Origin of the sequence: Clostridium sp. AF17-21AC (assembly GCF_003461365.1) — a bacterium.
In the GTDB taxonomy this organism is placed as follows: Bacteria; Bacillota; Clostridia; order Lachnospirales; family Lachnospiraceae; genus Coprococcus; species Coprococcus ammoniilyticus.
This window is the reverse complement of record NZ_QTWY01000001.1, coordinates 338,021-361,390: the sequence shown is the minus strand read 5'-3', so window position 1 is coordinate 361,390 and position 23,370 is coordinate 338,021. Positions and strand designations below refer to the sequence as shown.

Genomic DNA, 23,370 nt, shown 5'->3' with positions numbered 1-23,370 from the left:
TATTGTGTTAAATATTATTTAACTTTGATCTTGATTGTCTTTGTTGTTGCTTTGTAGTTCTTTGTTGCAGCAACCTTAACAGTTACTCTGTAAGTACCTTTCTTGATACCCTTAGCCAGAGTGATCTTGCCTTTCTTTACAACAATCTTCTTTGAGCTTCTCTGATAAGTTACTTTAGCCTTATCCTTTACACCAGAAACCTTGAATGTATAAGATTTAGCTTTCTTCTTAAATTTTGAAGCCTTGACAGCTTTCTTGTAACCATTTGTAACCTTCAGCTTCTTCTGAGTTGCCTTCTTAATTGTGTATGAAGATGACACTTTTCCGGCATACTTGCCCTTACCAGTGATCTTTACTGAGTAAGTACCAGCATTTTTGCCGCTTGTAACTTTAACAGTATAGTCTGTACCGGCCTTTAATGTTACTTTCTTGCCGCTCTTGGTTTTATACTGAACCTTGATCGTCTTAGGAGTCTGTTTCTTACCTGTATAAGTAAGTGTAGAACATGTAATTGTTGTGTTCTTCTTTGTTAACTCCTGTGAAGTAACTGACTCTGTTGCAGCCATTGCTGTACATGGAATCATAAGAGCGATAACCATGATAATAGCAATCAGCTTCTTTAAATTCTTCATATTGAGTTTTCTCCTTCCTAGCACATTTTCGGATAAAAATCGTTCTGATCATTTTGAAAACTGAAGTTCTCTCACCACTTTAACCAGAACATCTATGATAAAACAGCCGTCTGCCACGTATCGGCCGAATCATCCAACCTGAATCCATCTGCCAGATCCTGTTGAACGGATCCGCTATCTATCTGGATCTGTTCTATTTTCCACTTTTCTGGTCTTTTCCATAGCCGTATCCATAGCCATAGGATTTATATTTTCCATAATAACTCTTGTATGCACGTCCGGACACTTCTACCCGGTTCAGGATCACACCCAGCAGTTTACAGCGAACCTGTTCCAACTGCTGCATGGATTGTTTTATCACGTTCCTGGACGTTTCACCACTACGGACAACAAGTACTGCACCATCACATAAGGAAGCAACCTGTGCAGCATCTGCGACACTGCCAAGTGGCGGCGAATCTATGATCACATATCTATACTGCTCTGCCAGTTTATTAAGCAGTTCTGCAAAACGATCATCCTCCAATAATGCAGATGGATTCTCTAACAGATTGCAACATGGCACGATATAACCATTTGGGATATTTGTTTCATATACAACATCCTCATATTCTGCCTGCCCGGACAGATAATAGCCCAGATCCTTGATCTCGCCTTCTGTCTGGATATTATGTCTGCTCTTGATCACTGATTTTCTCAAATCCACATCAAGAAATACAGTCGGAAATCCGGCTTCTGCCATCATCTTCCACAGATTCATGGAAATGGTACTTTTGCCTTCATTTGGCAGACTACTTGTGATCAACAACTTCTTTGTATTTTTCCCACAAAACTTGATATTTATACGAAGCCTGTTCATTGCTTCTTCGACAGCATACGGCATTTCTTTAAAATCAATATTTATCTTTTTCATTTGCTTCGTCTCCCTTTCAATCCAGATTTTGTTTCTCCATATTCAGCGCCGTCCTCATTCTGTCCCAGTGACTCACTGTCTGGAATTGAAGTAAGCGGAACAATTCCAAAGTATTTTTCCATATCGGATGCTGTATGGATCGTATCATCCAGGAGATATCGTATGATCAGGATCAGACAGTAAATAAATGCGCCCGCCAATGCTCCGATCAGTGTATATTTCAGATAACTTGGTCCTGCCTTCTGATCCGGTATTCTTGCAACCTGAGCAATATTCGGTGCATTGGTACTCATTGTATCCGGAAGATATTCTACCGCAATCTCAGCCAGTGTGTTTGCTATGTCTTTTGCCTGCTCCGGATCTGTACTTGTAACTGTTATCTTCAGTACTCTTGTATCCGCCGGATTCTCAAGTACGATCATCTGTGCAAGCTCTGCCGAATCCATTGACAAATTCAATTTGGAGATTACCTGATCCAATACAGGATAACTGAGCATTAATTCCTCATAATCCTTTGTCAGCGACATACCAATATTCAGATCGGACAGATTTACAACGGAATCCTCCGATGCAGATACGACATACAGTTTTGCGGTCGACTGGTACGTCGGTTTGATCATAAAATATGCATATGCATTTAACAGGACTGCACCAAGCAAAAATGCAAGTATGATAAAATGTAACTTATCCATCAGTGCATATCCCAGATCAACCAGATCTATCTCTTTATCGTCATCATCAACGGTCACCATCGTCACCTTATTGATCTTTTCTTCTTTTCCATTGTCCGACAACGGTACTTTTTTATTTTCTGCGCTCATGTTCTCCTCCATCCAAAGCATCTCTATTCTGTATATTCTTTATAAAACAGCTCTGCGATCGCTGCATTCAGACTTTCCTCATCTGCCTCAAAGGTAGCGAAATCAAGTTCATCCAGCCCTTCTGTTCCGGAAATAGATACCTCGCCCTCGTCCTTCTCTTTCACAACAAGAAGTGCCAGCTTGCTGAATTTATTTGCCGATATATTCGTCACCATATAATCTCCCAGTGCATTGTACAGATCCAACGGATAGGTACTGTCTGTCTGACATTTCTCTTTTATATTTTTCTTAAGCCCTTCCATATATACGGACTGACGTTTCATTCTGTTTTCATTTGTTTCATCAGCGACATCCCAACGGTCATGTACATAATGTACCGCCTGCTCATCACTGAGCTGAACCGTATCTCCAATCTTAAGGGATGGATCCACTTTGGAAAAATCATCCTCAATCGTAACTGTTACTCCTCCTGCCATATGATTGATGATAGAAATTGCTCCCATATTTACAGCAGCATATCCGTCAATCTTCTGACCACCAAGCAGCTCTGATACAGCATCCACGGTATTCTCGCAACTGGCTTCCAGTCCATCTCCGCTTGCATGTGCAAGTGCAATCTGTACAACAGAATCGCCCAGATAAGAATTGTCGAGATCCAGGGATTTTACATTTGTCAGTGTATTTCTGTTGATCGCCAGAGTCTTAAATGTCCCTTCACTGATATCTCTGACCATCAGCATAAGCACATCACTCTGCCCGGATTCTCCATAATCCTCTGCTTTTTTTACTTTATCCAGTGAATCGATACCCATGAACAGATAGGTCTCTATATTCTTCTTCGGAAGATATTTCTTGCCATTTATACGGACAACTCCCTGCTCTGCCTCATATGCCTCCTGCTTCCGGAGCTTCTGCCGGTCAATTGCCCGGAACACAATAACTGCCGCTAAACAAAATATGATAACTGCTGCAATAGTAATTGTCAGTTTTTTATATAATTTCAGTTTTTCCTGTCTGGAATGTATCCTGTGTGCCATCTTTCTTTCTCTGATCAGAACAGGTTCCCTATCAGATCAGATCCTCCTGTCGGCCATGTTTTTTCACATATGATAAGTGCTGTCAATATAATAAACAGTATAATACTGATTATGATCGCTACTTTTTTTGACATCTGTCTATCCTCCAACCTTTTATCTCAAACCAAGAAGCTGACATCCATATGCATCAATCTCTGCAAGAATGTCTGCACCTGCTTTCTTTTCCAGTCTCTGTCGTCCCTCCATCAGATTCGGAGGGCGATGATGAACTCCATGACAGTCACTTCCCAGAATATGTGCCTGCCTCTTTTGAAACATGCGGATTAACATCCCGCCCTGTTTCCAGTCTGACAAACTTTCTGCATTGATCTGTATGGTAACCGGAAGCTCCATCAGCTTTTTTATGTACGGCTTATTCCCTGAAATCTTCATAAAGCGTTCCAGATGAGCGATAATGATCCGGAGTTGTCTCTCATGGATCAGCTTTTTTACCTGTAAAAGATCTTCATCCGTCCACGTCCGGAACGGCATCTCAAGCAGCAGAAGCTCTGTTCCCTGGATTGTCAGCCGGTCAACCTTATCTGCATCTCCGATTCCATCAAAAAAAGCAACTTCCGCTCCAAGCAGAAGCTGTGGGGTATCCGATATGTTTTCAGTCGTTACTGCCTCTATCAGGCTTTGATATGCATGTTCCCGTTTTTCAAGAAAATGTTCAATTCGATCCTCGTCCGCATAAAAGTGCGGTGTCGCGATCATTCTGTCTACACCGGCATTCCGACTGAGCCGAAGCATCTCTATGGATGTTTCTATATTTCTGCTTCCATCGTCAATTCCCGGAAGAACATGGGAATGGAAATCGATTACTTCCATATTTTACTGTAACCTTTCTTTTTAAGCCATTGAAATTATATTCCAGAAGCGAACAGATATCACAGCCACTCTTTTTGCACTGCGAATTTAGAAATTGCTTTCATTTTTATTTTACCCTGTCTCCCCTGTATACCCGCACCAAGTGCGTTCAATAATTTCACATGAAATTATGCCACATCCGCCTTTTAATGTAAAGGTATAAGGAATATTTTCTACATTTTTACATCAACACAGCACGCATGTGGCCTTTTTATTGTCTTATTTTTATATCTTATTTTTCTCTTTTTAATTCTTTTAATGCTCTGGATAACCTGATTGGATTGCCATACCGAAGTGTTGAATTACGGAAGATCTTACCTCCCAGAACACCCATACCGATCACCGATATATATAAAATTATTGCTGATATAACAACTTCCCATGTTGCTACATCTCCCATCGCAACTCTTGCAAACATTGCACTGTAAGAACTGATCGGTAGATATGAACAGATCCTGATGACCAGTCCGTCTACATTTGTCAGGTTCATCAGTACGACAAAATACACGATCATTACGATCATCTGCGCCGTACCGGCTGATTTGTTCAAATCCTCGATCTTAGATACCAGTGCCCCAAGTGCTCCATACATAAATGCATAGAACAGAAATCCACCAAGGCCGAATACCGCAAATGCGATCAGAACATCAGATGGGATATTTAATACAGACCCCATAAAGCCGCCCCAGTAGTCTTTATTAAAGTTGTATGAGATCAACAGGGCTGCCATGATCAATCCGACCTGAAAGAACGTAGCAACTGTTCCGGCAAATACCTTTCCAAATAAAATATCTCTGGAGTTCGTTGTTGTTACCAGAATCTCGATCGAGCGGTTGCTCTTTTCATTTGCCACACCGGTTGCGATCGACATTCCATACATAACGATCAGCATGAAGATCACGATAACCAGAATATAACAATACCAGTAATTGCTTGTGCTGTCCTTACCGAGGATAACTTCTTTTGCCTGGATATCTGCATAATCAAGACTCATAAGTTCATCAAAATCCAGATCATGTGCTTCACTGTACTGTTTCTTGGACAGCATGGACAGATAACTGTCAAAGGTACTGGTGTAATCATCAAACATGCCTTTATTATAAACATAATAGGTATATTCTGATGTACTATAAACTACATAACCAAGTTCCGCATCTTCACTTTTAACCAGCGACTCTACTTCTGCTGCATCCTTACATTTCTGCAGTTTAACATCCGGATATACCTGCGCCAGCAATCCTTCATCCATAATACCGGATGCATCATAATATGCATATACGGATTCATTCTCCTGATCCGATTCATCCTCTGCATCTGTCTCTTTATCAGACGAAGGACTTCCACTTGTAAACGATTCCTTAATTCTCGGTGCGAACATGATGCCTACGCAAAGAAGTGCCAGTAAGATCGTTGAAATCAGATAGGATTTACTGCCAAAATAATTACCCAGTTCAAACCTTAATATTGTACCAATCTTTTTCATATATCTTAACCTCTCTTTCCAAACAGACCCTTTTTCTGCTTTGGTTCAAATTCAGAAAAAGAAGTTCCGATATTATTTTTTTCTTTTATATCTTCCGGTGTCTCCTCATCTCCGACTGCCGATACAAATATATCATTCAGGGAAGGCTCATAAACTCCATAGCTCCTAAGCCTGATTCCCAACTCTTTAAAACGGGAAAGCACCTGCCATTCATCCTGTTCCGGCAGAATCTGTGTCACAACATGATGCTTGTTATGGCTGATCACCTGCACCTGATCTGCAAACTTATCACGAAGAATCTGTTCCAGTTCTTCCGACTCCATTCCAACAGCCGCAACTGCTTTATGTCCTTTTCCGTATTCTTCCTTGATCTTGTCAAGGTTGCCTGCCAGTGCCACTTCACCATGATTGATCACTACGATATCTTCACAGAATTCTTCCACATAGCTCATCTGGTGGCTGGAGAAGATAACGATCTTTCCGTCTGCGATCCGTTCATTTATAACATCCTTTAAGATCTGGGAATTCACAGGATCTAAACCGGAAAACGGCTCATCTAAGATCACGATGTCAGGATCTGCTACTAATGTTGCTGCAAGCTGTACCTTCTGCTGATTACCTTTCGATAACGTATCCAGTTTTCGATTCTCGTACTGGATCACATCCAGACGGGTCAGCCACTTCCGCATATTCTCTTCCGCCTGCTTCTTATTCATCCCACGAAGCTTTGCCAGATATACTAACTGCTCACTGATCAGACGTTTCGGATATAAGCCACGTTCCTCCGGCAGGTATCCGACCTGCCCCGGCTGATAGACAAAGGGGGCTCCATCTAATAAGACCTGGCCTTCATCTGCATGGAAAACATCCATGATGATCCGGATCGTTGTGGTCTTTCCTGCGCCATTTCTTCCCAACAGTCCGAGTGCGCTTCCACCCTCTACCGAGAAATTGATCCCATGCAGGATCTCTGTGCCATCAAAGCTCTTTTTGATGCCCTGTAATTCTAATTTCATATCTCTCTCCTTTTTATGAACCGACATTCATATCCCTGTTATGAATGTACGATCAGTTTCAGGTTGCAATTTCCATCTACTATATCATAATTCAACTCTGAAACAATCTTTAATAAGCTTAATTATCGTTTGTAACGGTTCATATTTTTCTCTATTCCAGTTCTATTCGAAAGTAAGGAAATCCTCAAATTCTATCTCGGATGGCAGTCTCAGATCCCCTCTTGGGCTTACCGATACCGTACCGACCTTTACGCCATCCGGCATACAGTTACGTTTAAACTGCTGACGGAAAAATCTGGTATAGAATACCTTCTGCCATTTCTTTATCTCTTCATCTGTAAATGTATATGCTTCTATTTCCCCATCTTCCGAAGCTTCTACACTCTGTCTTACCGCTTCTTTACAAAGGTCATAGACATCTTCCGGCTCCATACCATAACGCAGTGTGTAATACAAGAAGAAATCATGTAGGATATAGGATCCAACAGTATCCTCTGTCTTCTGTGCGATCGTTCCATCCGCATTCGGTGGAAGCAGTTCAGGACTTACCGGCGTATCAATGATATCCTCGATCACGTCCTTGATTCCCGGGAATCCATTTCGATCCATATCATGTCCAACTTCATCTACCAGAGTCCGGACCAGAGTCTTCGGGATGCTGGTATTCACCGCATACATGCTCATGTGGTCTCCGTTATAGGTACACCAGCCAAGTGCAAGTTCTGACAAATCACCGGTTCCGATCACAAATCCGCCCTCTTTATTGGCTACATCCATCAAGATCTGTGTCCGCTCTCTCGCCTGACAGTTCTCATATGTAATATCATGTACTGTTTCATCCTGCCCGATATCTGCAAAATGCTGACGGACAGAATCTACGATGCTGATCTCCCGGATGTCACATCCAAGCAGTTCCATAAGCGTTGTTGAATTGCTTTTTGTGCGTTTCGTCGTTCCAAATCCCGGCATCGTGATACCGGTTACTGTCTCCGGTGGCAGTCCGAGATTCTTTACTGCCTGTGCGGATACCAGAAGTGCCAGCGTAGAATCCAGTCCACCGGATACGCCAACAACGATACATGACGCATGTGTGGCTTCGATTCTTCTTTGCAGGCCTGCAACCTGCATTGCAAAGATCGACCGGCATCGTTCCAGTCTGTTCTTTGATGGAACAAATGGTGTCATGGAAACCTTTGCGCATACTTCTTTTTTCTCTGCAAATACCTTCTCGCAGTTTACTGTCATGTATTCTCCGGCTTCAAAATTCCGTTTACACTCCGCAAAGGATTTATTTGCCAGACGATCATGGCGGATCTTTGTCATATTAAAATCACGGATCAGGATACCATCTTCAAATGGCTTGATCTCGCCTAATAATTTTCCGTTTTCATACATCAGATTGTGTCCGGAAAATACCATATCCGAGGTTGATTCATAGGCTCCGGCTGATGTATAGACATATCCACAGATACAGGAGGATGACATACTTCCTGTCAGTGTCCTTCTGTACTGTTCCTTTCCGATCACTTCATTGGATGCCGACAGATTGAGCAGGATCTCTGCTCCCTGAAGTGTCAGCAGTCTTCCCGGTGCGATCGGTGTCCAGAGATCCTCGCAGATCTCCATGCCAAATGTAACATGCTCCTCCTGCTGATTCGGATCCGTCATCTCGATCAGGATGGAATTGCCAAATAAAGTTTCCGATCCATCTGCCAGTTCAACTGTCCGGTTCTCTACACATCTTCCACTAAACCACCGTTTCTCATAAAACTCTCCGTAATTCGGCAGGTAGATCTTCGGAACGAGTGCGAGCACCATTCCGTTCCATAAAAAAGCTCCACAGTTAAATAATTCTCCGTCTACTTCATATGGCACACCGACAACAAGTGCTGCGCCCTTTTTGCCATATTCTGCTGTCATTTCCGCCAATTGTAACAGTCCTTCTTCTGCCCTGTCGATCAGATGACGGTTCACAAACAGATCCCCGCAGGTGTATCCGGTCAGTGACAGTTCCGGCGTCACAATAACGTCTACCTGTTCTGCATAGGTTCTATAAACTGTTTCAAGCTCCTTACAGTTCTTTGTTACATTACCAAGATGTACTCTTGGTGATACGGACGCGATTCTTACTAAATGTTTCATCATCGTTCTCCTGAATTATCTGTATATTTTCGTATCATTTGTTCTTTGATATCCGGCATCATCTGTTTACCGGCTTATAGCCTAATTTCCCTATTTTCCGGGAATAATAGGCGTTTCATTATCTCCGGTTATAACGTCTCCACTCGTACAAATGATATCCTCTGTTTCAAATTCTACAATATTCATCTGTGGCGTTTCGTATTTCTTCATAAACTTTGCCTCCTGATTTTGTTTTATATTATATATTATATTACTTACTTTCTGCAGCATTTGTTGTTACCTTTTCCTGAAGCCCATTAATATGATCAGTGACTTCTGTCTTTTCCGGCTTTTTAGACAGGTATTACAACCTTATCTAATATCCCGGTCAGATACGCGATCACCACACCATAATTGGTCATCGGGATCTGTTGCTCCTTTGCATGATCGATCCTTGACATAATATATTTGCGGTTAAACATACAGCCCCCACACTGTATGACAAGATCATACCCCTGCAGATCATCCGGGAAATCCGTTCCACTGACTATATCGATCGTCATATTTTCTCCATACCGTTTCCGCAGCATCTTAGGAATCTTTTCCCGTCCGATATCTTCTTTTAACGGTGCATGTGTACAGCACTCTGCAATCAGCACATGGGATTCCCCATTCAGCTTTCCTATCGCATTTGCTCCCTCTATATAATATTCGATATCTCCCTTATGTGCGGCAAATAACACAGAAAAGGAAGTCAACATAGATTTCTTAGGCTTATGCTCATAGACATAGGCAAATACCTGTGAATCCGTTATGATCAGCTTCGGTGCCTCTGTCAGATGGGATAAGGCTTCCACATACTGATCTGTCGTCACGCTCATAACAAGGCATTTTTTATCTAACAATTCTCTCAGTGTCTGCACCTGTGGCAGGATCAGTCTGCCCTTCGGTGCCTGAATATCCTGCGGCATAACAAGCATGACCAGATCTCCCTTTGTTACCAGCTCTCTAAGGATCGAAGAAGCACCATATTGCTCCGGCAGGTTCCGTACAAGCTCTTTTCTTACCTGATCCATACCGTCTCCAGTCGCGGCACTGATAACAATCGCACGCTGTCCTGTCTGTTGATACAACGTTTCATTTATCTTTTCTGTATCATTCCGGATATCTGCCTTACCGATCACCCATATGACAGGTGTCTTCTTTTCCTTAAACTGTTCATACCAGTGAAGTTCCTCGTCCATGTCAGTATCTACAAGCAGAATGATCGCTATATCTGTTTTCTCGGCTGCAAGCCTTGTCTTTTCCAAGCGTTCCTCCCCAAGCTCTGTCGCATCGTCAAAGCCCGCTGTATCGATCAGGGTACAAGGGCCAAGCGGATAAACTTCCATTGCTTTGTACACAGGATCAGTGGTTGTCCCTGCAACATTCGCTACGATTGATATATTCTGACCGGAAAATCGGTTGATAAAAGAAGATTTTCCGCTGTTTGTCTTTCCAAATACTCCGATATGAAGTCGATTGCCCGATGGTGTCTCATTTAACCCTGCCATGTGCTGCCCTCCCTGTTGTTATACGCTGTCTGCTTCAGCATTTATCTGCGATCTCTGTTATCTGCAATCCATTCATCTGTTAAGATCGCTTCTTCCTATCATCTGTTAGAACCGGAAGTCTCTCTGTCCTTCTGCAATATCATGTATATGATCTGCCGTGATCTGTCTGACCTTCTCATTCGGGATCCGGGCAAGCTCACGTTCGATCAGCTCCAGACCGATCTGCTTCGTCTCAGGGCTTGCATAATCTTCCAGATATTCCTTCAGCGTCATAAGAGCATTTGGATGACAGCAGTTTAAGATCTGCATACTCTTACAGAGTGCCATAAACCGGTCTCCAGTTCTTCCTGCTCTGTAACATGCTGTACAGAAGCTTGGTATATAATCCATCTTCATCAGCCAGTTCACAACCTGATCCAGCGTTCTGGTATCGCTGACATCGAACTGAGCCGATGTGATATCTTCTGATGTCTCCGGGATATCATATCCACCTACACTTGTTCTCGAACCTCCACTGATCTGTGAAACACCAAGTGGCAACACTTTCTCACGAACTGCCTGACTCTCTCTGGTTGATATGATCATTCCCGTATATGGTACTGCAATACGGATCAGTGCGCAGATCTTTGCAAATGTATCGTCACTGATTCCGTTATCGAATACATCCGGGTCGATATCATCTGCACGTTTGATCCTCGGAACACTGATCGTATGCGGGCCTACCCCATGAACCGCTTCCAGATGCTCTGCATGCATCAGTAACCCTGCAAATTCATACCGGTACATTTCCAATCCGAACAGTACACCAAGTCCTACATCATCGATACCACCTTCCATGGCACGATCCATGGCTTCGGTGTGGTAATCGTAATCATGCTTCGGACCTGTCGGATGTAATTTCAAATAGCTTTCCTTATGATAAGTCTCCTGAAACAGGATATAGGTTCCGATGCCTGCATCCTTTAACTTCGTATAATTCTCAACTGTTGTCGCTGCTATATTGACATTGACACGGCGGATTGCACCGTTCTTATGTTTGATACTGTAGATTGTATTAATACATTCCAGAATATATTCGATCGGATTATTCACAGGATCTTCACCGGCTTCGATCGCCAGACGCTTGTGTCCCATATCCTGAAGTGCGGTAACCTCTCTTACGATATCCTCCTGTGTCAGCTTCTTTCTTGCAATATGTTTATTCTTGCTGTGATATGGACAATAGACACATCCATTCACACAATAATTAGACAGATACAGCGGCGCAAATAACACGATACGATTTCCGTAATAATCTTCCTTGATCTCCCTTGCCAGATCATACATCTCCCGGATCTTATCCGGCATCTCACAGGCCAGCAGCACAGACGCTTCTCTGTGCGTCAAGCCCTTTTTTAATCTGGCTTTTGCAAGGATCTCATTAACCATCTGTACGTTATCTTTATTCGCATCGGCATATGCCAATGTCTCTCTGATCTCTTCATCTGAAATAAATTCTTCTGCTTTTAATGATTTTACATCATACACTTGTATCTGCCTCTTTTCTTCTGCTATATAATTCTTCCTGTATAATCATCCGGTCTGCCTCGCGCGTTCTATAAAATCAATATATCTGTGAGCAGACCTTTGTTATGCTTCAAGCTATACTTAATAACAGTATAGTGGAACACTCCGAAAATATCAACTGCCATAAAAATGCAGTTATATAGTTATATAAATCATAAAAATGCAGCATATAGTTATCCTTTTACAATAACCATAACCTGCATTTTCACGTTCTGACTGTTCTATTATCCAAGTGCTACATCAAGCACCATCATCAATGAAAATCCTACTGCAAACATGATCGTACCAAGATTCGTATGCTCACCCTCTGCCATCTCCGGTATCAATTCCTCAACTACAACATATAGCATAGCTCCTGCCGCAAATCCCAGAAAATACGGAAGAACCGGTACCATGATCGAAGAAAGTGCGATCGTAAGCAGCGCTGCGATTGGCTCTACGATACCGGAAAAGAATCCATAGCCAAATGCTTTCGGTTTACTGCAGCCTTCCGAACAAAGCGGCATTGACACGATCGCTCCCTCCGGAAGATTCTGGATCGCAATACCGATGGATAATGCAAGTGCCGCCGTCAACGTAATGTTCGTGCTGCCACTGATCCATCCGGCATAGACAACACCGACTGCCATTCCTTCCGGAATATTATGTATGATGATCGCAAATACCATCATAGTCGTACGTTTGAAATTGCTCTTGACCCCCTCTGCCTCCTTACTGTCAATATGTAAATGTGGCATCAGAGTATCGATCAGTAATAAAAATATAATTCCCAGCCAGAAACCGATAGTTGCTGGAAGAAATGCAAGCTTCCCCATTGCTTCCGACTGCTCCATCGCCGGAATCAGCAGGCTCCAGATAGATGCAGCCACCATAACACCCGCCGCAAATCCGGACAATGCTTTCTGCAATAACAAATTCATCTGTTTCTTCATAAAAAATACACAGGCTGCTCCTGCCGTCGTTCCAAGAAGCGGCAGTCCCAGACCAACAATTAAACTTAATATCATATATATTCACGCTCCATAAATTATTTCCATTTATTATATGAATCATCTCTCCTCTGTTTCCTTATTATAGCGGAATACTGTTAATTATGCCATGACCTGTTTTTTTCTTATCTGTATTTTTCTATCATTTGAGGTCTGTCTGCCACAGATTCTTCAATATATTTCATATTACAAAACCGACCGTCGATGCAAGATTTAATATCCGGCTTCCGACGATCGGTCTATATTAGATAATATTCATTTGAAAACTTAATATTGCTGACAAATTATTTATATTTTACAGCTTTAAATAAATGTCAATAAGCCTATCGACTTTAAGAACAGGATAAACAACAGGATCGGTGTTATGAATTTCACCATAACCACATACATACCTTTTCTGCTGAATTTTTCTCCGTTCTTCTGCACTTCTTCGATAACCGTCTGCGGTTTGGAAATCCATCCGATCAGGATACAGGTTCCGATTGCTACGATCGGCATCATAATGTTATTACTAATGTAATCCATGATATCAAGGATCTGTGCGATCGATCCGTTTGGAAGCTTTACTTCAAAGTACAGCTTGTTATATCCAAGACATACGATCGTTCCAACAATGATCGCGATAATCAACTCAATAATACCGGCCTTTGCTCTGCTTGTATGGAATTCATCCATGATACTTGCCACGATTGCTTCCATGACAGACACTGCACTGGTAAATGCCGCAAATAATACCATTGCGAAGAACAGACAACCGATCACATTTCCCACCTTACCCATCTGGGCAAATACTTTCGGAAGTGATACGAACATCAAACTTGGACCCTGTGCCATTCCCTCTGTTCCTGAGAATACATATACAGCAGGAATGATCATAACGCCTGCAAGAAATGCTACAACCGTATCAAAAATCTCAATCTGTCCAACTGATTTATTCAGAGCTGCATCATCTTTTACATAAGAACCGTAAGCGATCATAATACCCATGGCAACAGACAGACTGAAGAATAACTGTCCCATTGCATCCAATAATACCGTAAAGAAGCTTTTCACAGTAAGTCCGTCCAGATTCGGAATCAGATATAATTTCAAACCTTCTACACCGGTTCTGACAATTCCATCATCTCCGGTCTTTTTGATCGTTATGGAGAAGATCGCGATTCCTATAACCAGAAGGATCAGCAACGGCATGATGATCTTGGAAAAAGATTCAATTCCTTTATTAACACCACGAAATACGATAAATGCCGTAACAGCAAGAAATATCAACATCAAAATGACCGGTTCGATATCTGATGTAATAAACCCTGTAAAATAACCGTCCTGCGCTGCCTCTGTACCCTTACCGGTTAAAAATGCAAGGAAGTATTTGACAACCCAGCCACCGATCGTTATGTAATATGGGAAAATAATAACCGGAACCAGACTTGCAATGATTCCAAGGAATCCCCATTTCTTATTCAGCTTCTTATAAGCGGTAAGCGGACTCTGCTTGGTCTTCCGACCGATTGATACTTCTGTCACCAAAAGTGTATATCCAAATGTCAGTGCAAGGATCAGGTATATGACCAGGAACAGTCCACCGCCATCCTTTGCTGCAAGATATGGAAAACGCCAGATATTTCCAAGTCCTACTGCGCTTCCCGCGGCCGCAAGGACAAATCCAAGCGAGCCTGAAAAAGTATTACGTTTCTTTTCCATATTTTGTTTACCCCTGTCTGTATATCACAGACTCTTTCTAATTTATTTGTTATCCTCTTAGATTCTATGGAAGCTTCTCCAAATTCTCTCATAGAACAAACACCTTTTTAATATAGCATACCAAACAATCTTCTGTCATCTGAAAAATTCTACTTTTTTTACGAACTTACTCATATTGTACCGCATACGGTCAGATTACCTTTTTGCCGATCCATCTGCCGCTTAGGTACCGCCGGATGAACAGCACGCCACGTACGAACTGATCCATGATCATAGCGACCCAGACACCAAATACACCCATACCCATATATTTGCCGAGCACATAACTGAACACGATACGGCAGATCCACATCGTACAGATGGATACGATCATGCTATACTTAACATCACCGGCTGCACGGAATGTACATGGAAGCGTAAATGCTACCGGCCAGATCGTAGATGCCGCGATACCATGAAGCATCAGGATCTTCTCGGCAGCAGACTGCGCTTCGTAAGATAGTCCATACGCTTTCATGACCAGAGGAAGAACCGCAAATGTAAACAATACCGTAACTATGATACACATATATGCCATGACCAGAACTTTGATCGTATAATATTTTGCCTGCTCGTAATCTCCTGCTCCCACGCATCTTGATACTACTGTGACCATGGCAAGGGAAGCCGCCATACCAGCCATCAACTGGAATCCGGCAATCACATTACCGACTGCATTTGCAGCGATCGCATATGTGCCAAATGTTGAGACCAGGCTGAGCACAAGGATCTTACCAAGCTGGAACATACTGTTTTCCAGTCCGTTTGGAATACCTACCAACAGAATGCTTTTCAACATATGCCAGTTCGCCCGATAATGCAGACTTTTCTTTATATAAATACGTGTACTGTCCTGCTTCGCCTGTGCACTTTTCTTCGGGATCAGCAATATGATCATGATAACCGCTGCTGCCAGTCTGGAAACCAGAGTAGGAATCGCAACGCCTTCCGTTCCGCATTTGCATACATAGATCAAAATGGCATTTCCCACTACATTGATCCCGTTCATGATCAGAGATACCCGCATGGATATATTGGAATTACCGATGGAACGGAAAATAGCCGCACCGGCATTATAAAGTGCCAGAAACGGAATCGATGCATTTACGATCATCATATAAGTATCTGCATGACCATATACGTCTGCTTCGATCTGACCAAACACATGATTTAGGATCAGTCCCTTGCCCGCATACATTAGCGCCATGACTCCGAGCGACAGGATCATCGAAAACCACACAAGCTGGGTAGCTGCCTCTCCCGCCTTTTCTTTATTCTTCTGTCCGAGATATTGTCCGACAGTAACCGCACCCCCGGTCGCAAGTGCCGCAAACAGATTGATGATCAGCTGGAAACAGCTGTCCACCAGTGATACACCGGATACTGCTGCTTCTCCTACAGAAGATACCATGATCGAATCTGCAAGTCCGACCAACATCGCAAGCATCTGTTCAATGATCAATGGCACATACAGAGCGACCAGATCTTTATTTGAAAATAAATATGTACTTGTATTCCGTTTCCTTCTATGCATAACCATACGCTTCCTGCTTTCATTTTCTATCTGCACTGTAATTTCATTTGCATGTGTATTTCCGTCCTTTCATTTCTGTCTGTCATGTTCCGGACGCAACACACCAATACTGCATTATACTCATCCCAGAATTTACTTGCAAGCCATATCCTTTTCCATCGTGCTCTTTTCTCTTTCATCCGTCTTTTTTATTATTTAAGTACTGCCTTGTTACAAATTTCTACGCCAGATTCTGAAAAATATACTTTTCTGTAGATATCCTGTTACTGTTTTATTTGAAAATTATTACAAAAAAATGTTATGCACTTATTACCGATTGTTAAGATAATTTTGGGTAGCCTGGCTGATTTTTTTATGCTAGTATGGGTTGTATTCATAGAAAAATACGATTACAGCAACAGGAAGGAGAACATATCTATGAAAAGAAAAATTTTACTGATTTTTGCCGCTCTGATCCTGATCCCGACACTCCTGAGTGCCGGATTTACCAGTCAGGCAGCCGGGAAAAAACAATCATCCGGTTTTGTCAAAGAAAAGAACGGAACCCATTATTACTATAAAAATGGGAAGCAGGCGAAAGGCCGGGTAACGATCAACGGGCACACCTACATTTTTAACAGTAAGGGTGTCATGCAGAAAAAAGGCTGGTATACGACCAAAAGGGGAAATACCTATTATCTCCGGAAAAATGGTACAGCCGTGAAGGGCAAACAGGCGATCAAAGGTAAGACTTATATTTTTTCCAAAATCGGACGTATGCGAAAAGGCATGTACAAAAGTCCTTATACCGGAAAAAAATATTACCTAAATCCAAAGACAGGTGTATTACTTACCAATTCCTGGTTTACAACAAAAAAAGGAAATAAAATGTACTTCGGTTCCAGCGGTGCTGCCTACACCGGAAAGCATACGATTGGAAAACATACCTATCTGTTCTCAGACAAAGGTGCCATGAAAAAAGGCTTCCAGAAATTAAACGGGCATACCTATTATTTCCGTAAAAAAGGCGGGGCTATGGCAACCGGATTTCTCAGAATAAAAGGGAACATGTATTATTTCAACCAGAATGGTATCATGCAGACCGGTTTTCAGACCTTAAACAATAAAACATTCTACTTCAAAGAAAATGGTTGTATGTTAACCGGCTTCCAGAAATTAAACGGTCATACCTATTATTTTACCAAACGGGGTGTCATGGCAAAAGGATTTAAAAAACTGAATGGCCAAACTTATTACTTCCATGATAATGGAACTATGGCTGTCGGTGTCCAGAAAGTTGGCAGCAGCAATTATTATTTTAAGGCAAACGGAACCATGGCAACCGGTTTTCAGAAGATAAACGGCAAAACCTATTATTACAAAGAAAACGGAACCATGGCATATGGGATGCAGACGATTGGAAAAGACAGATATTATTTTAAATCAGATGGTACATTACTGACCGGCAGAGTTAAGATCGGCAACTGCCTGTATGTCGCAAATGACAAGGGTGTTATCTACAGAACGGTAGATGGAAATAAGAAAATGGTTGCCTTGACCTTCGATGATGGTCCTTCTCCATACACACCACTGGTATTGGACACACTGGAAAAATATAATGCAGTTGCAACCTTCTTTGTTGTTGGAAACCGCTGCTCCACATACAGTTCTTACCTGAAACGGGAATATGCACTCGGCTGCGAGATCGGTACACATACCTATGATCACGCATGGTTAAACAGATTATCCGCAGACGGAGTCAAAGAAGAGATCAAAAAGGGATCAGATGCGATCATCCGTGAGATCGGAGTTGCTCCTACTCTGATGCGTCCGCCTGGTGGCTGCGTCAATGATACTGTACGTGAGAATGTAGGTCTTCCAATGATCATGTGGTCTGTGGATACCAGAGACTGGGAAACCAGAAGCACTCCTACTACGATCACACGAGTTGTGGATGGTGCTTATGACGGAGCGATCATTCTGATACATGACCTTCACCAGTCAACCGCTATTGCCTCACAGACATTCATTCCGAAGCTGATTGAAAATGGTTATCAGCTTGTAACTGTCAGCGAAATGGCTGAGCTTCGTGGTGTAACAATGGAAGCCGGGCAGTCCTATAATTCATTCAGATAATACACAGGAATCTTGTCCTGAAACAGGCTCCCACACATATTTCCGCTTTACAGAATGGGATTTCTTATAATGAGAATCTCCCTGACAACGCAAAAAATAAGATGGAATCTTACTACCCCATTGTAATAAGATTCCATCTTTTTATTATAATCACCATAAAACCCCTGGTAATTTTTTATCTGTTGTATTTCTTATGAGCTGACTATAGCATGCCATTTTTCAAGCGTCAACCCATAATTGTCAGATTTTACAGACATTTTGTTGAATATTCAGAAAATTAATTCAGGCGGTATAAATACAATCCTGCGTACCTATACCGCCTAATAAAATTAAGTACTATTCTATTATTTTTCTATTACTTATTACTTTAAAGGCTTGCCTGTGAGAAGCTCATATGCCTGAAGATATTTGTCAATTGTTTTCTGAACAATCTCGTCAGGAAGCTCCCAGTTGTTATCCGGATTTGCCTTTAACCAGTCACGGGCAAACTGCTTATCAAAGGATGGCTGACCATGACCCGGTTCATATCCTTCCGCAGGCCAGAAACGGGAGCTGTCCGGTGTGAGCATCTCATCACCGAGAACGATATTGCCATTCTCATCCAGACCAAACTCGAACTTGGTATCTGCTATGATGATACCTCTTGATAATGCATATTCTGCACACTTCTTATATAAAGCGATCGTATAGTCACGAAGCTTTGCGCCATATTCTTCGCCCTTGCCAGGAAATCTCTTTTCCAGATATTCAACACTCTGCTCGTATGAGATATTCTCATCATGATCTCCGATCTCTGCCTTTGTGGAAGGTGTGTAGATTGGTTCCGGAAGCTTATCGGATTCTTTTAATCCTTCCGGAAGCTTGATACCACATACTGTACCGTTTTCTTTGTAGCTTGCCCAGCCACTTCCTGTGATATAACCACGAACGATACACTCAACAGGGAGCATTTCCAGTTTCTTGCACATCATACTGTTTCCGTCAAATTTCTCCTGCTGGAAAAATTCAGGCATATCCTTTACGTCAACCGAGATCATATGGTTTGGAAGAATATCTTCTGTCATATCAAACCAGAATTTGGACATCTGTGTCAGGACTGTACCCTTCTTTGTAACGATGTTCTTTAAAATGACATCAAAACAACTGATACGGTCTGTTGCTACCATGATAAGGCTGTCACCATTATCATAAATCTCACGTACTTTACCCTCTTTAATCGGTTTCATTTCCTGCATTTTTGATACCTCGCTATGATTTTATGATTTGTATTTTTTACTCTTACAAACTATCACTATCTACCTTTAATGTCAAATAGGTTATATGATTTATTGTAAACGCTTTTATTTTAAAAATCCATTGATGATCTGCTCTTCCGCTTCTGCCTCTGTCAGCCCAAGCGTCATCAGCTTGACCAGCTGCTCGCCTGCAATCTTTCCGATCGCTGCTTCATGGATCAGGTTTGCATCAATGTTATTTGCCGTCAGCTTCGGACTTGCTGATACGCTTGCGCTATCCATAATGATCGCATCACATTCACTGTGACCCTTACATTCATTATTGCCATTGATCGTGGAGAAAAATTCCTGTCTGGACTGATCTCTTGCAACGGATCTGGATACTACATTTGCACTGCAGCCTTTTCCATTCAAATCCACAACAAAATCAGTCTTTGCATACTGTTTGCCATGTGTCATGATCTTCTCCCTGATCTCTAATGATGCGTTATCCTTCAGATCACCGCCGGTCTTTCTGACAGTCGAATCAATTCCCTTGATCTGAGTCGTCTCCATCTCCATCGAGGCCCCTTCTTCCAAGTGCACGATGGTTTCCGGATTCATGATATTCTCGCCATTTCCATCTCCCTCACCATAGTGTCGTTCGATGTATTTTACTTTTGCATTTTTACCAATATAAAAAGTATGGATGCCGTCATGCTTGGAGGTGTCCACACCACAGTTATGGATACCACATCCGGCTACGATCGTAACATCGCAGTCCTCTCCGATATAGAAATCATTGTATACCATATCCTGCAGACCGCTCTTACTCAAAAGAACCGGAATATGCACACTCTCATTTTTTGTTCCCGGTTTAATGATGATATCGATTCCCGGCTTATCCTCTTTTGTTACAATATCTATATTTGCAGTTGTATTTCTGCTGTCAAGCTGTCCGTTGACACGAATGTTATATGCGCCCTCCGGTACATCATGAAGTCCTGCTACCTGCTGCAATAAACTCTTCTGAATTAAATCCATGTTCTGTTACCTCACAACTTATTTCTGTTTTTCTTCCAGCACCTTGCAAGTGGCTGATTCACCAGTCAGTCTTGGCATGATCACATCTCTGCTTCCGATTGCATCAACATGACCATTTGCGATCACAACGATCTTATCTGCTATATTAAGGATCCGCTCCTGATGGGAAATGATCAGAATCGTTCCGTTGATCTCTTCACGCATCTTTTCAAATACCTTGATCAGACTGTTGAAGCTCCACAGGTCGATGCCTGCCTCCGGCTCATCAAATAATGACAGCTTCGTACCTCTTGCAATGATCATGGCGATCTCAATACGTTTTAACTCACCACCGGAAAGACTTGCATTTACTTCACGGTTCACATAATCTCTTGCACATAAACCAACTTCGGAAAGGATCTCGCAGATCTGTGAAACATTCAGTGTTTTGCCGGATGCTATAGATACCAGATCTTTTACAGTAAGCCCTTTAAAATGAACCGGCTGCTGAAATGCATAGCTGATTCCTTTCTTTGCACGTTCTGTTATATTCAGCTCTGAAATATCTTCTCCATCTAAAAGAATCTGTCCGGTTGTTGGCTTGATAATTCCGGCTATGATCTTCGCAAGTGTTGATTTACCGCCACCGTTAGGTCCGGTAATTGCTACGAAATGTTCGTCTACTGTAAGGTTAATGTCTTTTAATATTGCTTTCTCTTTTCCATCCTCATTTACAATATATGAGATGTTTTTTAACTCTAACATAGTTCCTCCATCGCTGTTTGTATTTTTTAAACACACTGTTTTATAGTATATCCTAAAATCCCCTATATTCCAATATTCTTTTAGTATTTTTTCCGGTTTCCGGTGGAAGTATGCGTGGTTTTTCTTCCTATAATCAAAAATAAGTCCATCCGGTTGTGTGGGGGGGATGACTATATTCCCCCACACACAACCGGATGGACTTATTTTTTATAGACGTTTTATATAAATTAAGAATTTCTCTTCTTTGTTAATACGCCTGCGATTATGAATATAACGCCGAATGCTACGGAGATAACGCCCCAGATTACTAAATCAGCATAGGAACCTGCACATATAAGGCCGATCAGACCACCGACTATGTAGAAGCCTGCACTTGTGAATGCACCGCCTGCTCCGGTTGACTTTCTGGTTACAATTCCAACAATTCCTGCAACAAGGAAACAAACTGCAAGTAATACACCTGCAGAGCCTCCGGATTCCCCGTTTTCTTCCAGTGCATTTGATAATCCTGCCGCACAGGACTGAAATGTTACTAAGACTGATAACACGATCGTTATGATCCCTGCTACGAGTCTGAATGTTGATAAAGGTTGCTTTGTCTTTTCCATAATAAATTCTCTCCTCTTTCTGCTGTTATAAGTGTTCTTGCTATTATATTAAAATCCCCCTGTATCAGTCATCATTCAGGGTATTTTGATATAATTACAACCACTGCATATTCTATCTTATAAAATTTTCAGAAAGAGCTGGTGTGCTGACAGCACACTATCGGAATATATCCTCTACTATAACGAATACAAACATCACTAAAAAAAACCATGCCAGCGTATATAAAAACAATCCAACCAGCTTCCATATCTTCTTCGGTGAGCGCACAAGCGGGAAATAATTCCAAACGTCCAGATAATTATTCCAAAAAAACGGAGTAATAATAAACATCATAAAATACACAAAGCGATTTACATATAACCAAGTTCCGGAGAGCGGTTCTCCATGATCTTTTACTTCTACTGTCAGACAGAAATACATCCAAAATATATAATAAATGGCTGCAACAACCATATTCAGGATTTTTCCTTCCCGAAATCCCGGTGGCAGGAAACGAGTCCATGCCGGGCGGGATTTATCATTCAAGGATACTTTATCTGTAGCTTCATCTAAAATCATGCTCTGTTGCATCGCATCGAGCATTTCCTCTGCTGTCTGATATCGTTTCTCCGGATCGATCTGGGTTGCTTTCCGGATGATCTGTGACACTTCCTGATGATCTGCGTAAATTCCATCCCGGATCAATTTTCCACACAACATATAATTTAATAACACGCCAAGTCCGTAGATATCTGTCCGCGCATCTGACTGCGAAAAACCGTATTGCTCCGGAGCTGCAAATCCTCTTGTACCGATCAACTCGGTATCCCGATTCCTTTCTGCGTCAAAAACTCTTGCAGTATTGAAATCGATCAGATATACAGATACAATACCATGTCCCTTTTTGAAATCCCCCTGAAGCATTATATTTGTCGGCTTGATATCCCGGTGTACGATCGGCGGTATATGTCTGTGCAGTTTTTCCAATGTCCGGCAAAGATATTCGATCACTCTTCCGGCAGCATCCAAATCCAGACATCCAAACTGTTCAATATATGTTTCCAGCGTGATCCCCTGTATGTATTCTTCGATCAGATATAACGTACCATCCTCTTCCATACATTCATAAATCTGCGGAACGTAAGGGAGTTTTGATTGTTGCAGCCAATCATATATAGATTTATCATATTGCGTCAGCACTTTTTCTACATAAATCTGTCCGGTCTCTATATGCCGCACCAGAGAAATTCCCTTTTTATGCTCTACTTCTTCCAGTCTGCGATAAAAGGACAGACGACTTTGTATTTCTAAATTCATATCATTTTCCTATTGTTTATCTTGAAATTGCTTT

General features: G+C 41.9%; 19 protein-coding genes. 1 reads left to right on the top strand and 18 read right to left on the bottom strand.

Translation table 11 applies throughout. The annotated features are described in order from the left end of the window. Positions 1-14: 14 nt before the first annotated feature. From DWW85_RS01670 to DWW85_RS01610, 13 genes are all read right to left on the bottom strand, one after another. Positions 15-632, bottom strand: a complete 618-nt coding sequence (locus tag DWW85_RS01670) for a hypothetical protein (RefSeq protein WP_117807298.1) — start codon at positions 630-632, stop codon at positions 15-17. Between the two features lie 193 nt (positions 633-825). Beyond that, positions 826-1,545, bottom strand: coding sequence for a CpsD/CapB family tyrosine-protein kinase (locus tag DWW85_RS01665; protein WP_021944103.1), 720 nt, complete (start codon positions 1,543-1,545; stop codon positions 826-828). Continuing rightward, positions 1,542-2,366 (bottom strand): Wzz/FepE/Etk N-terminal domain-containing protein, encoded by an 825-nt coding sequence (locus DWW85_RS01660; RefSeq protein WP_117807297.1) that lies wholly within the window; start codon positions 2,364-2,366, stop codon positions 1,542-1,544. The genes DWW85_RS01665 and DWW85_RS01660 overlap by 4 nt, the downstream gene beginning before the upstream one ends. Before the next feature lie 23 nt (positions 2,367-2,389). After that, positions 2,390-3,403, bottom strand: coding sequence for an LCP family protein (locus tag DWW85_RS01655; protein WP_021944101.1), 1,014 nt, complete (start codon positions 3,401-3,403; stop codon positions 2,390-2,392). A gap of 153 nt (positions 3,404-3,556) precedes the next feature. Further along, entirely contained in the window at positions 3,557-4,273 is a 717-nt protein-coding gene (locus tag DWW85_RS01650) for a CpsB/CapC family capsule biosynthesis tyrosine phosphatase (RefSeq protein WP_117807296.1), read from the bottom strand. Positions 4,274-4,544: 271 nt separating this feature from the next. Then, positions 4,545-5,795 carry an ABC transporter permease gene (locus tag DWW85_RS01645; protein ID WP_021944098.1) on the bottom strand — a complete coding sequence of 417 codons (1,251 nt, stop codon included), beginning with the start codon at positions 5,793-5,795 and terminating at the stop codon, positions 4,545-4,547. Positions 5,796-5,800: 5 nt separating this feature from the next. Beyond that, complete coding sequence (locus DWW85_RS01640; RefSeq protein ID WP_242995979.1) at positions 5,801-6,811, bottom strand: ATP-binding cassette domain-containing protein; 1,011 nt, start codon at positions 6,809-6,811, stop codon at positions 5,801-5,803. Positions 6,812-6,973: 162 nt separating this feature from the next. Further along, the gene (locus tag DWW85_RS01635; protein ID WP_117807294.1) at positions 6,974-8,953 is read right to left on the bottom strand and encodes an NAD(+) synthase; all 1,980 of its coding nucleotides are present in this window, start codon (positions 8,951-8,953) and stop codon (positions 6,974-6,976) included. A gap of 332 nt (positions 8,954-9,285) precedes the next feature. Further along, on the bottom strand, positions 9,286-10,485 hold the full coding sequence (hydF, locus tag DWW85_RS01630; RefSeq protein WP_117807293.1) for a [FeFe] hydrogenase H-cluster maturation GTPase HydF: 1,200 nt from the start codon (positions 10,483-10,485) through the stop codon (positions 9,286-9,288). Between the two features lie 105 nt (positions 10,486-10,590). Beyond that, the gene (gene hydG, locus DWW85_RS01625) at positions 10,591-12,012 is read right to left on the bottom strand and encodes a [FeFe] hydrogenase H-cluster radical SAM maturase HydG (RefSeq protein ID WP_117807292.1); all 1,422 of its coding nucleotides are present in this window, start codon (positions 12,010-12,012) and stop codon (positions 10,591-10,593) included. Between the two features lie 263 nt (positions 12,013-12,275). Continuing rightward, positions 12,276-13,058 (bottom strand): ZIP family metal transporter, encoded by a 783-nt coding sequence (locus DWW85_RS01620; RefSeq protein WP_117807291.1) that lies wholly within the window; start codon positions 13,056-13,058, stop codon positions 12,276-12,278. A gap of 285 nt (positions 13,059-13,343) precedes the next feature. Continuing rightward, positions 13,344-14,741: a sodium-dependent transporter gene (locus DWW85_RS01615; RefSeq protein ID WP_117807290.1), complete on the bottom strand. Its 1,398-nt coding sequence runs from the start codon at positions 14,739-14,741 to the stop codon at positions 13,344-13,346. A gap of 190 nt (positions 14,742-14,931) precedes the next feature. Next, positions 14,932-16,314, bottom strand: a complete 1,383-nt coding sequence (locus DWW85_RS01610) for an MATE family efflux transporter (RefSeq protein ID WP_173783328.1) — start codon at positions 16,312-16,314, stop codon at positions 14,932-14,934. A gap of 417 nt (positions 16,315-16,731) precedes the next feature. Here DWW85_RS01610 and DWW85_RS01605 point away from each other — a divergent pair, with 417 nt between their 5' ends. Next, positions 16,732-18,429: a polysaccharide deacetylase family protein gene (locus DWW85_RS01605; protein ID WP_181986477.1), complete on the top strand. Its 1,698-nt coding sequence runs from the start codon at positions 16,732-16,734 to the stop codon at positions 18,427-18,429. 362 nt (positions 18,430-18,791) lie between these two features. Here DWW85_RS01605 and DWW85_RS01600 read toward each other — a convergent pair whose 3' ends face one another. From DWW85_RS01600 to DWW85_RS01580, 5 genes are all read right to left on the bottom strand, one after another. After that, entirely contained in the window at positions 18,792-19,664 is an 873-nt protein-coding gene (locus tag DWW85_RS01600) for a phosphoribosylaminoimidazolesuccinocarboxamide synthase (protein ID WP_021944088.1), read from the bottom strand. A 105-nt stretch (positions 19,665-19,769) separates the two neighbouring features. Further along, a complete protein-coding gene (locus DWW85_RS01595; protein ID WP_117807287.1) occupies positions 19,770-20,687 on the bottom strand; it encodes a SufD family Fe-S cluster assembly protein in 918 nt (305 codons plus the stop codon). 18 nt (positions 20,688-20,705) lie between these two features. Continuing rightward, complete coding sequence (locus tag DWW85_RS01590; RefSeq protein WP_117807286.1) at positions 20,706-21,431, bottom strand: ATP-binding cassette domain-containing protein; 726 nt, start codon at positions 21,429-21,431, stop codon at positions 20,706-20,708. 227 nt (positions 21,432-21,658) lie between these two features. Next, positions 21,659-22,039, bottom strand: coding sequence for a hypothetical protein (locus tag DWW85_RS01585; RefSeq protein WP_008401935.1), 381 nt, complete (start codon positions 22,037-22,039; stop codon positions 21,659-21,661). Between the two features lie 157 nt (positions 22,040-22,196). Beyond that, the gene (locus DWW85_RS01580) at positions 22,197-23,336 is read right to left on the bottom strand and encodes a serine/threonine-protein kinase (RefSeq protein WP_117807285.1); all 1,140 of its coding nucleotides are present in this window, start codon (positions 23,334-23,336) and stop codon (positions 22,197-22,199) included. Between the last annotated feature and the right edge of the window lie 34 nt (positions 23,337-23,370).

Excerpts from the sequence above, each read along its gene's own strand:
- DWW85_RS01635 (WP_117807294.1), bottom strand. The coding sequence starts at position 8,953 with ATGAAACATTTAGTAAGAATCGCGTCCGTATCACCAAGAGTACATCTT.
- DWW85_RS01590 (WP_117807286.1), bottom strand. The coding sequence starts at position 21,431 with ATGTTAGAGTTAAAAAACATCTCATATATTGTAAATGAGGATGGAAAA.
- DWW85_RS01655 (WP_021944101.1), bottom strand. The coding sequence starts at position 3,403 with ATGGCACACAGGATACATTCCAGACAGGAAAAACTGAAATTATATAAA.
- DWW85_RS01610 (WP_173783328.1), bottom strand. The coding sequence starts at position 16,314 with ATGCATAGAAGGAAACGGAATACAAGTACATATTTATTTTCAAATAAA.
- DWW85_RS01660 (WP_117807297.1), bottom strand. The coding sequence starts at position 2,366 with ATGAGCGCAGAAAATAAAAAAGTACCGTTGTCGGACAATGGAAAAGAA.
- DWW85_RS01605 (WP_181986477.1), top strand. The coding sequence starts at position 16,732 with ATGAAAAGAAAAATTTTACTGATTTTTGCCGCTCTGATCCTGATCCCG.
- DWW85_RS01650 (WP_117807296.1), bottom strand. The coding sequence starts at position 4,273 with ATGGAAGTAATCGATTTCCATTCCCATGTTCTTCCGGGAATTGACGAT.
- DWW85_RS01670 (WP_117807298.1), bottom strand. The coding sequence starts at position 632 with ATGAAGAATTTAAAGAAGCTGATTGCTATTATCATGGTTATCGCTCTT.
- DWW85_RS01665 (WP_021944103.1), bottom strand. The coding sequence starts at position 1,545 with ATGAAAAAGATAAATATTGATTTTAAAGAAATGCCGTATGCTGTCGAA.
- DWW85_RS01615 (WP_117807290.1), bottom strand. The coding sequence starts at position 14,741 with ATGGAAAAGAAACGTAATACTTTTTCAGGCTCGCTTGGATTTGTCCTT.
- DWW85_RS01640 (WP_242995979.1), bottom strand. The coding sequence starts at position 6,811 with ATGAAATTAGAATTACAGGGCATCAAAAAGAGCTTTGATGGCACAGAG.
- DWW85_RS01595 (WP_117807287.1), bottom strand. The coding sequence starts at position 20,687 with ATGGATTTAATTCAGAAGAGTTTATTGCAGCAGGTAGCAGGACTTCAT.
- DWW85_RS01585 (WP_008401935.1), bottom strand. The coding sequence starts at position 22,039 with ATGGAAAAGACAAAGCAACCTTTATCAACATTCAGACTCGTAGCAGGG.
- hydF (WP_117807293.1), bottom strand. The coding sequence starts at position 10,485 with ATGGCAGGGTTAAATGAGACACCATCGGGCAATCGACTTCATATCGGA.
- DWW85_RS01620 (WP_117807291.1), bottom strand. The coding sequence starts at position 13,058 with ATGATATTAAGTTTAATTGTTGGTCTGGGACTGCCGCTTCTTGGAACG.
- DWW85_RS01645 (WP_021944098.1), bottom strand. The coding sequence starts at position 5,795 with ATGAAAAAGATTGGTACAATATTAAGGTTTGAACTGGGTAATTATTTT.
- DWW85_RS01580 (WP_117807285.1), bottom strand. The coding sequence starts at position 23,336 with ATGAATTTAGAAATACAAAGTCGTCTGTCCTTTTATCGCAGACTGGAA.
- DWW85_RS01600 (WP_021944088.1), bottom strand. The coding sequence starts at position 19,664 with ATGCAGGAAATGAAACCGATTAAAGAGGGTAAAGTACGTGAGATTTAT.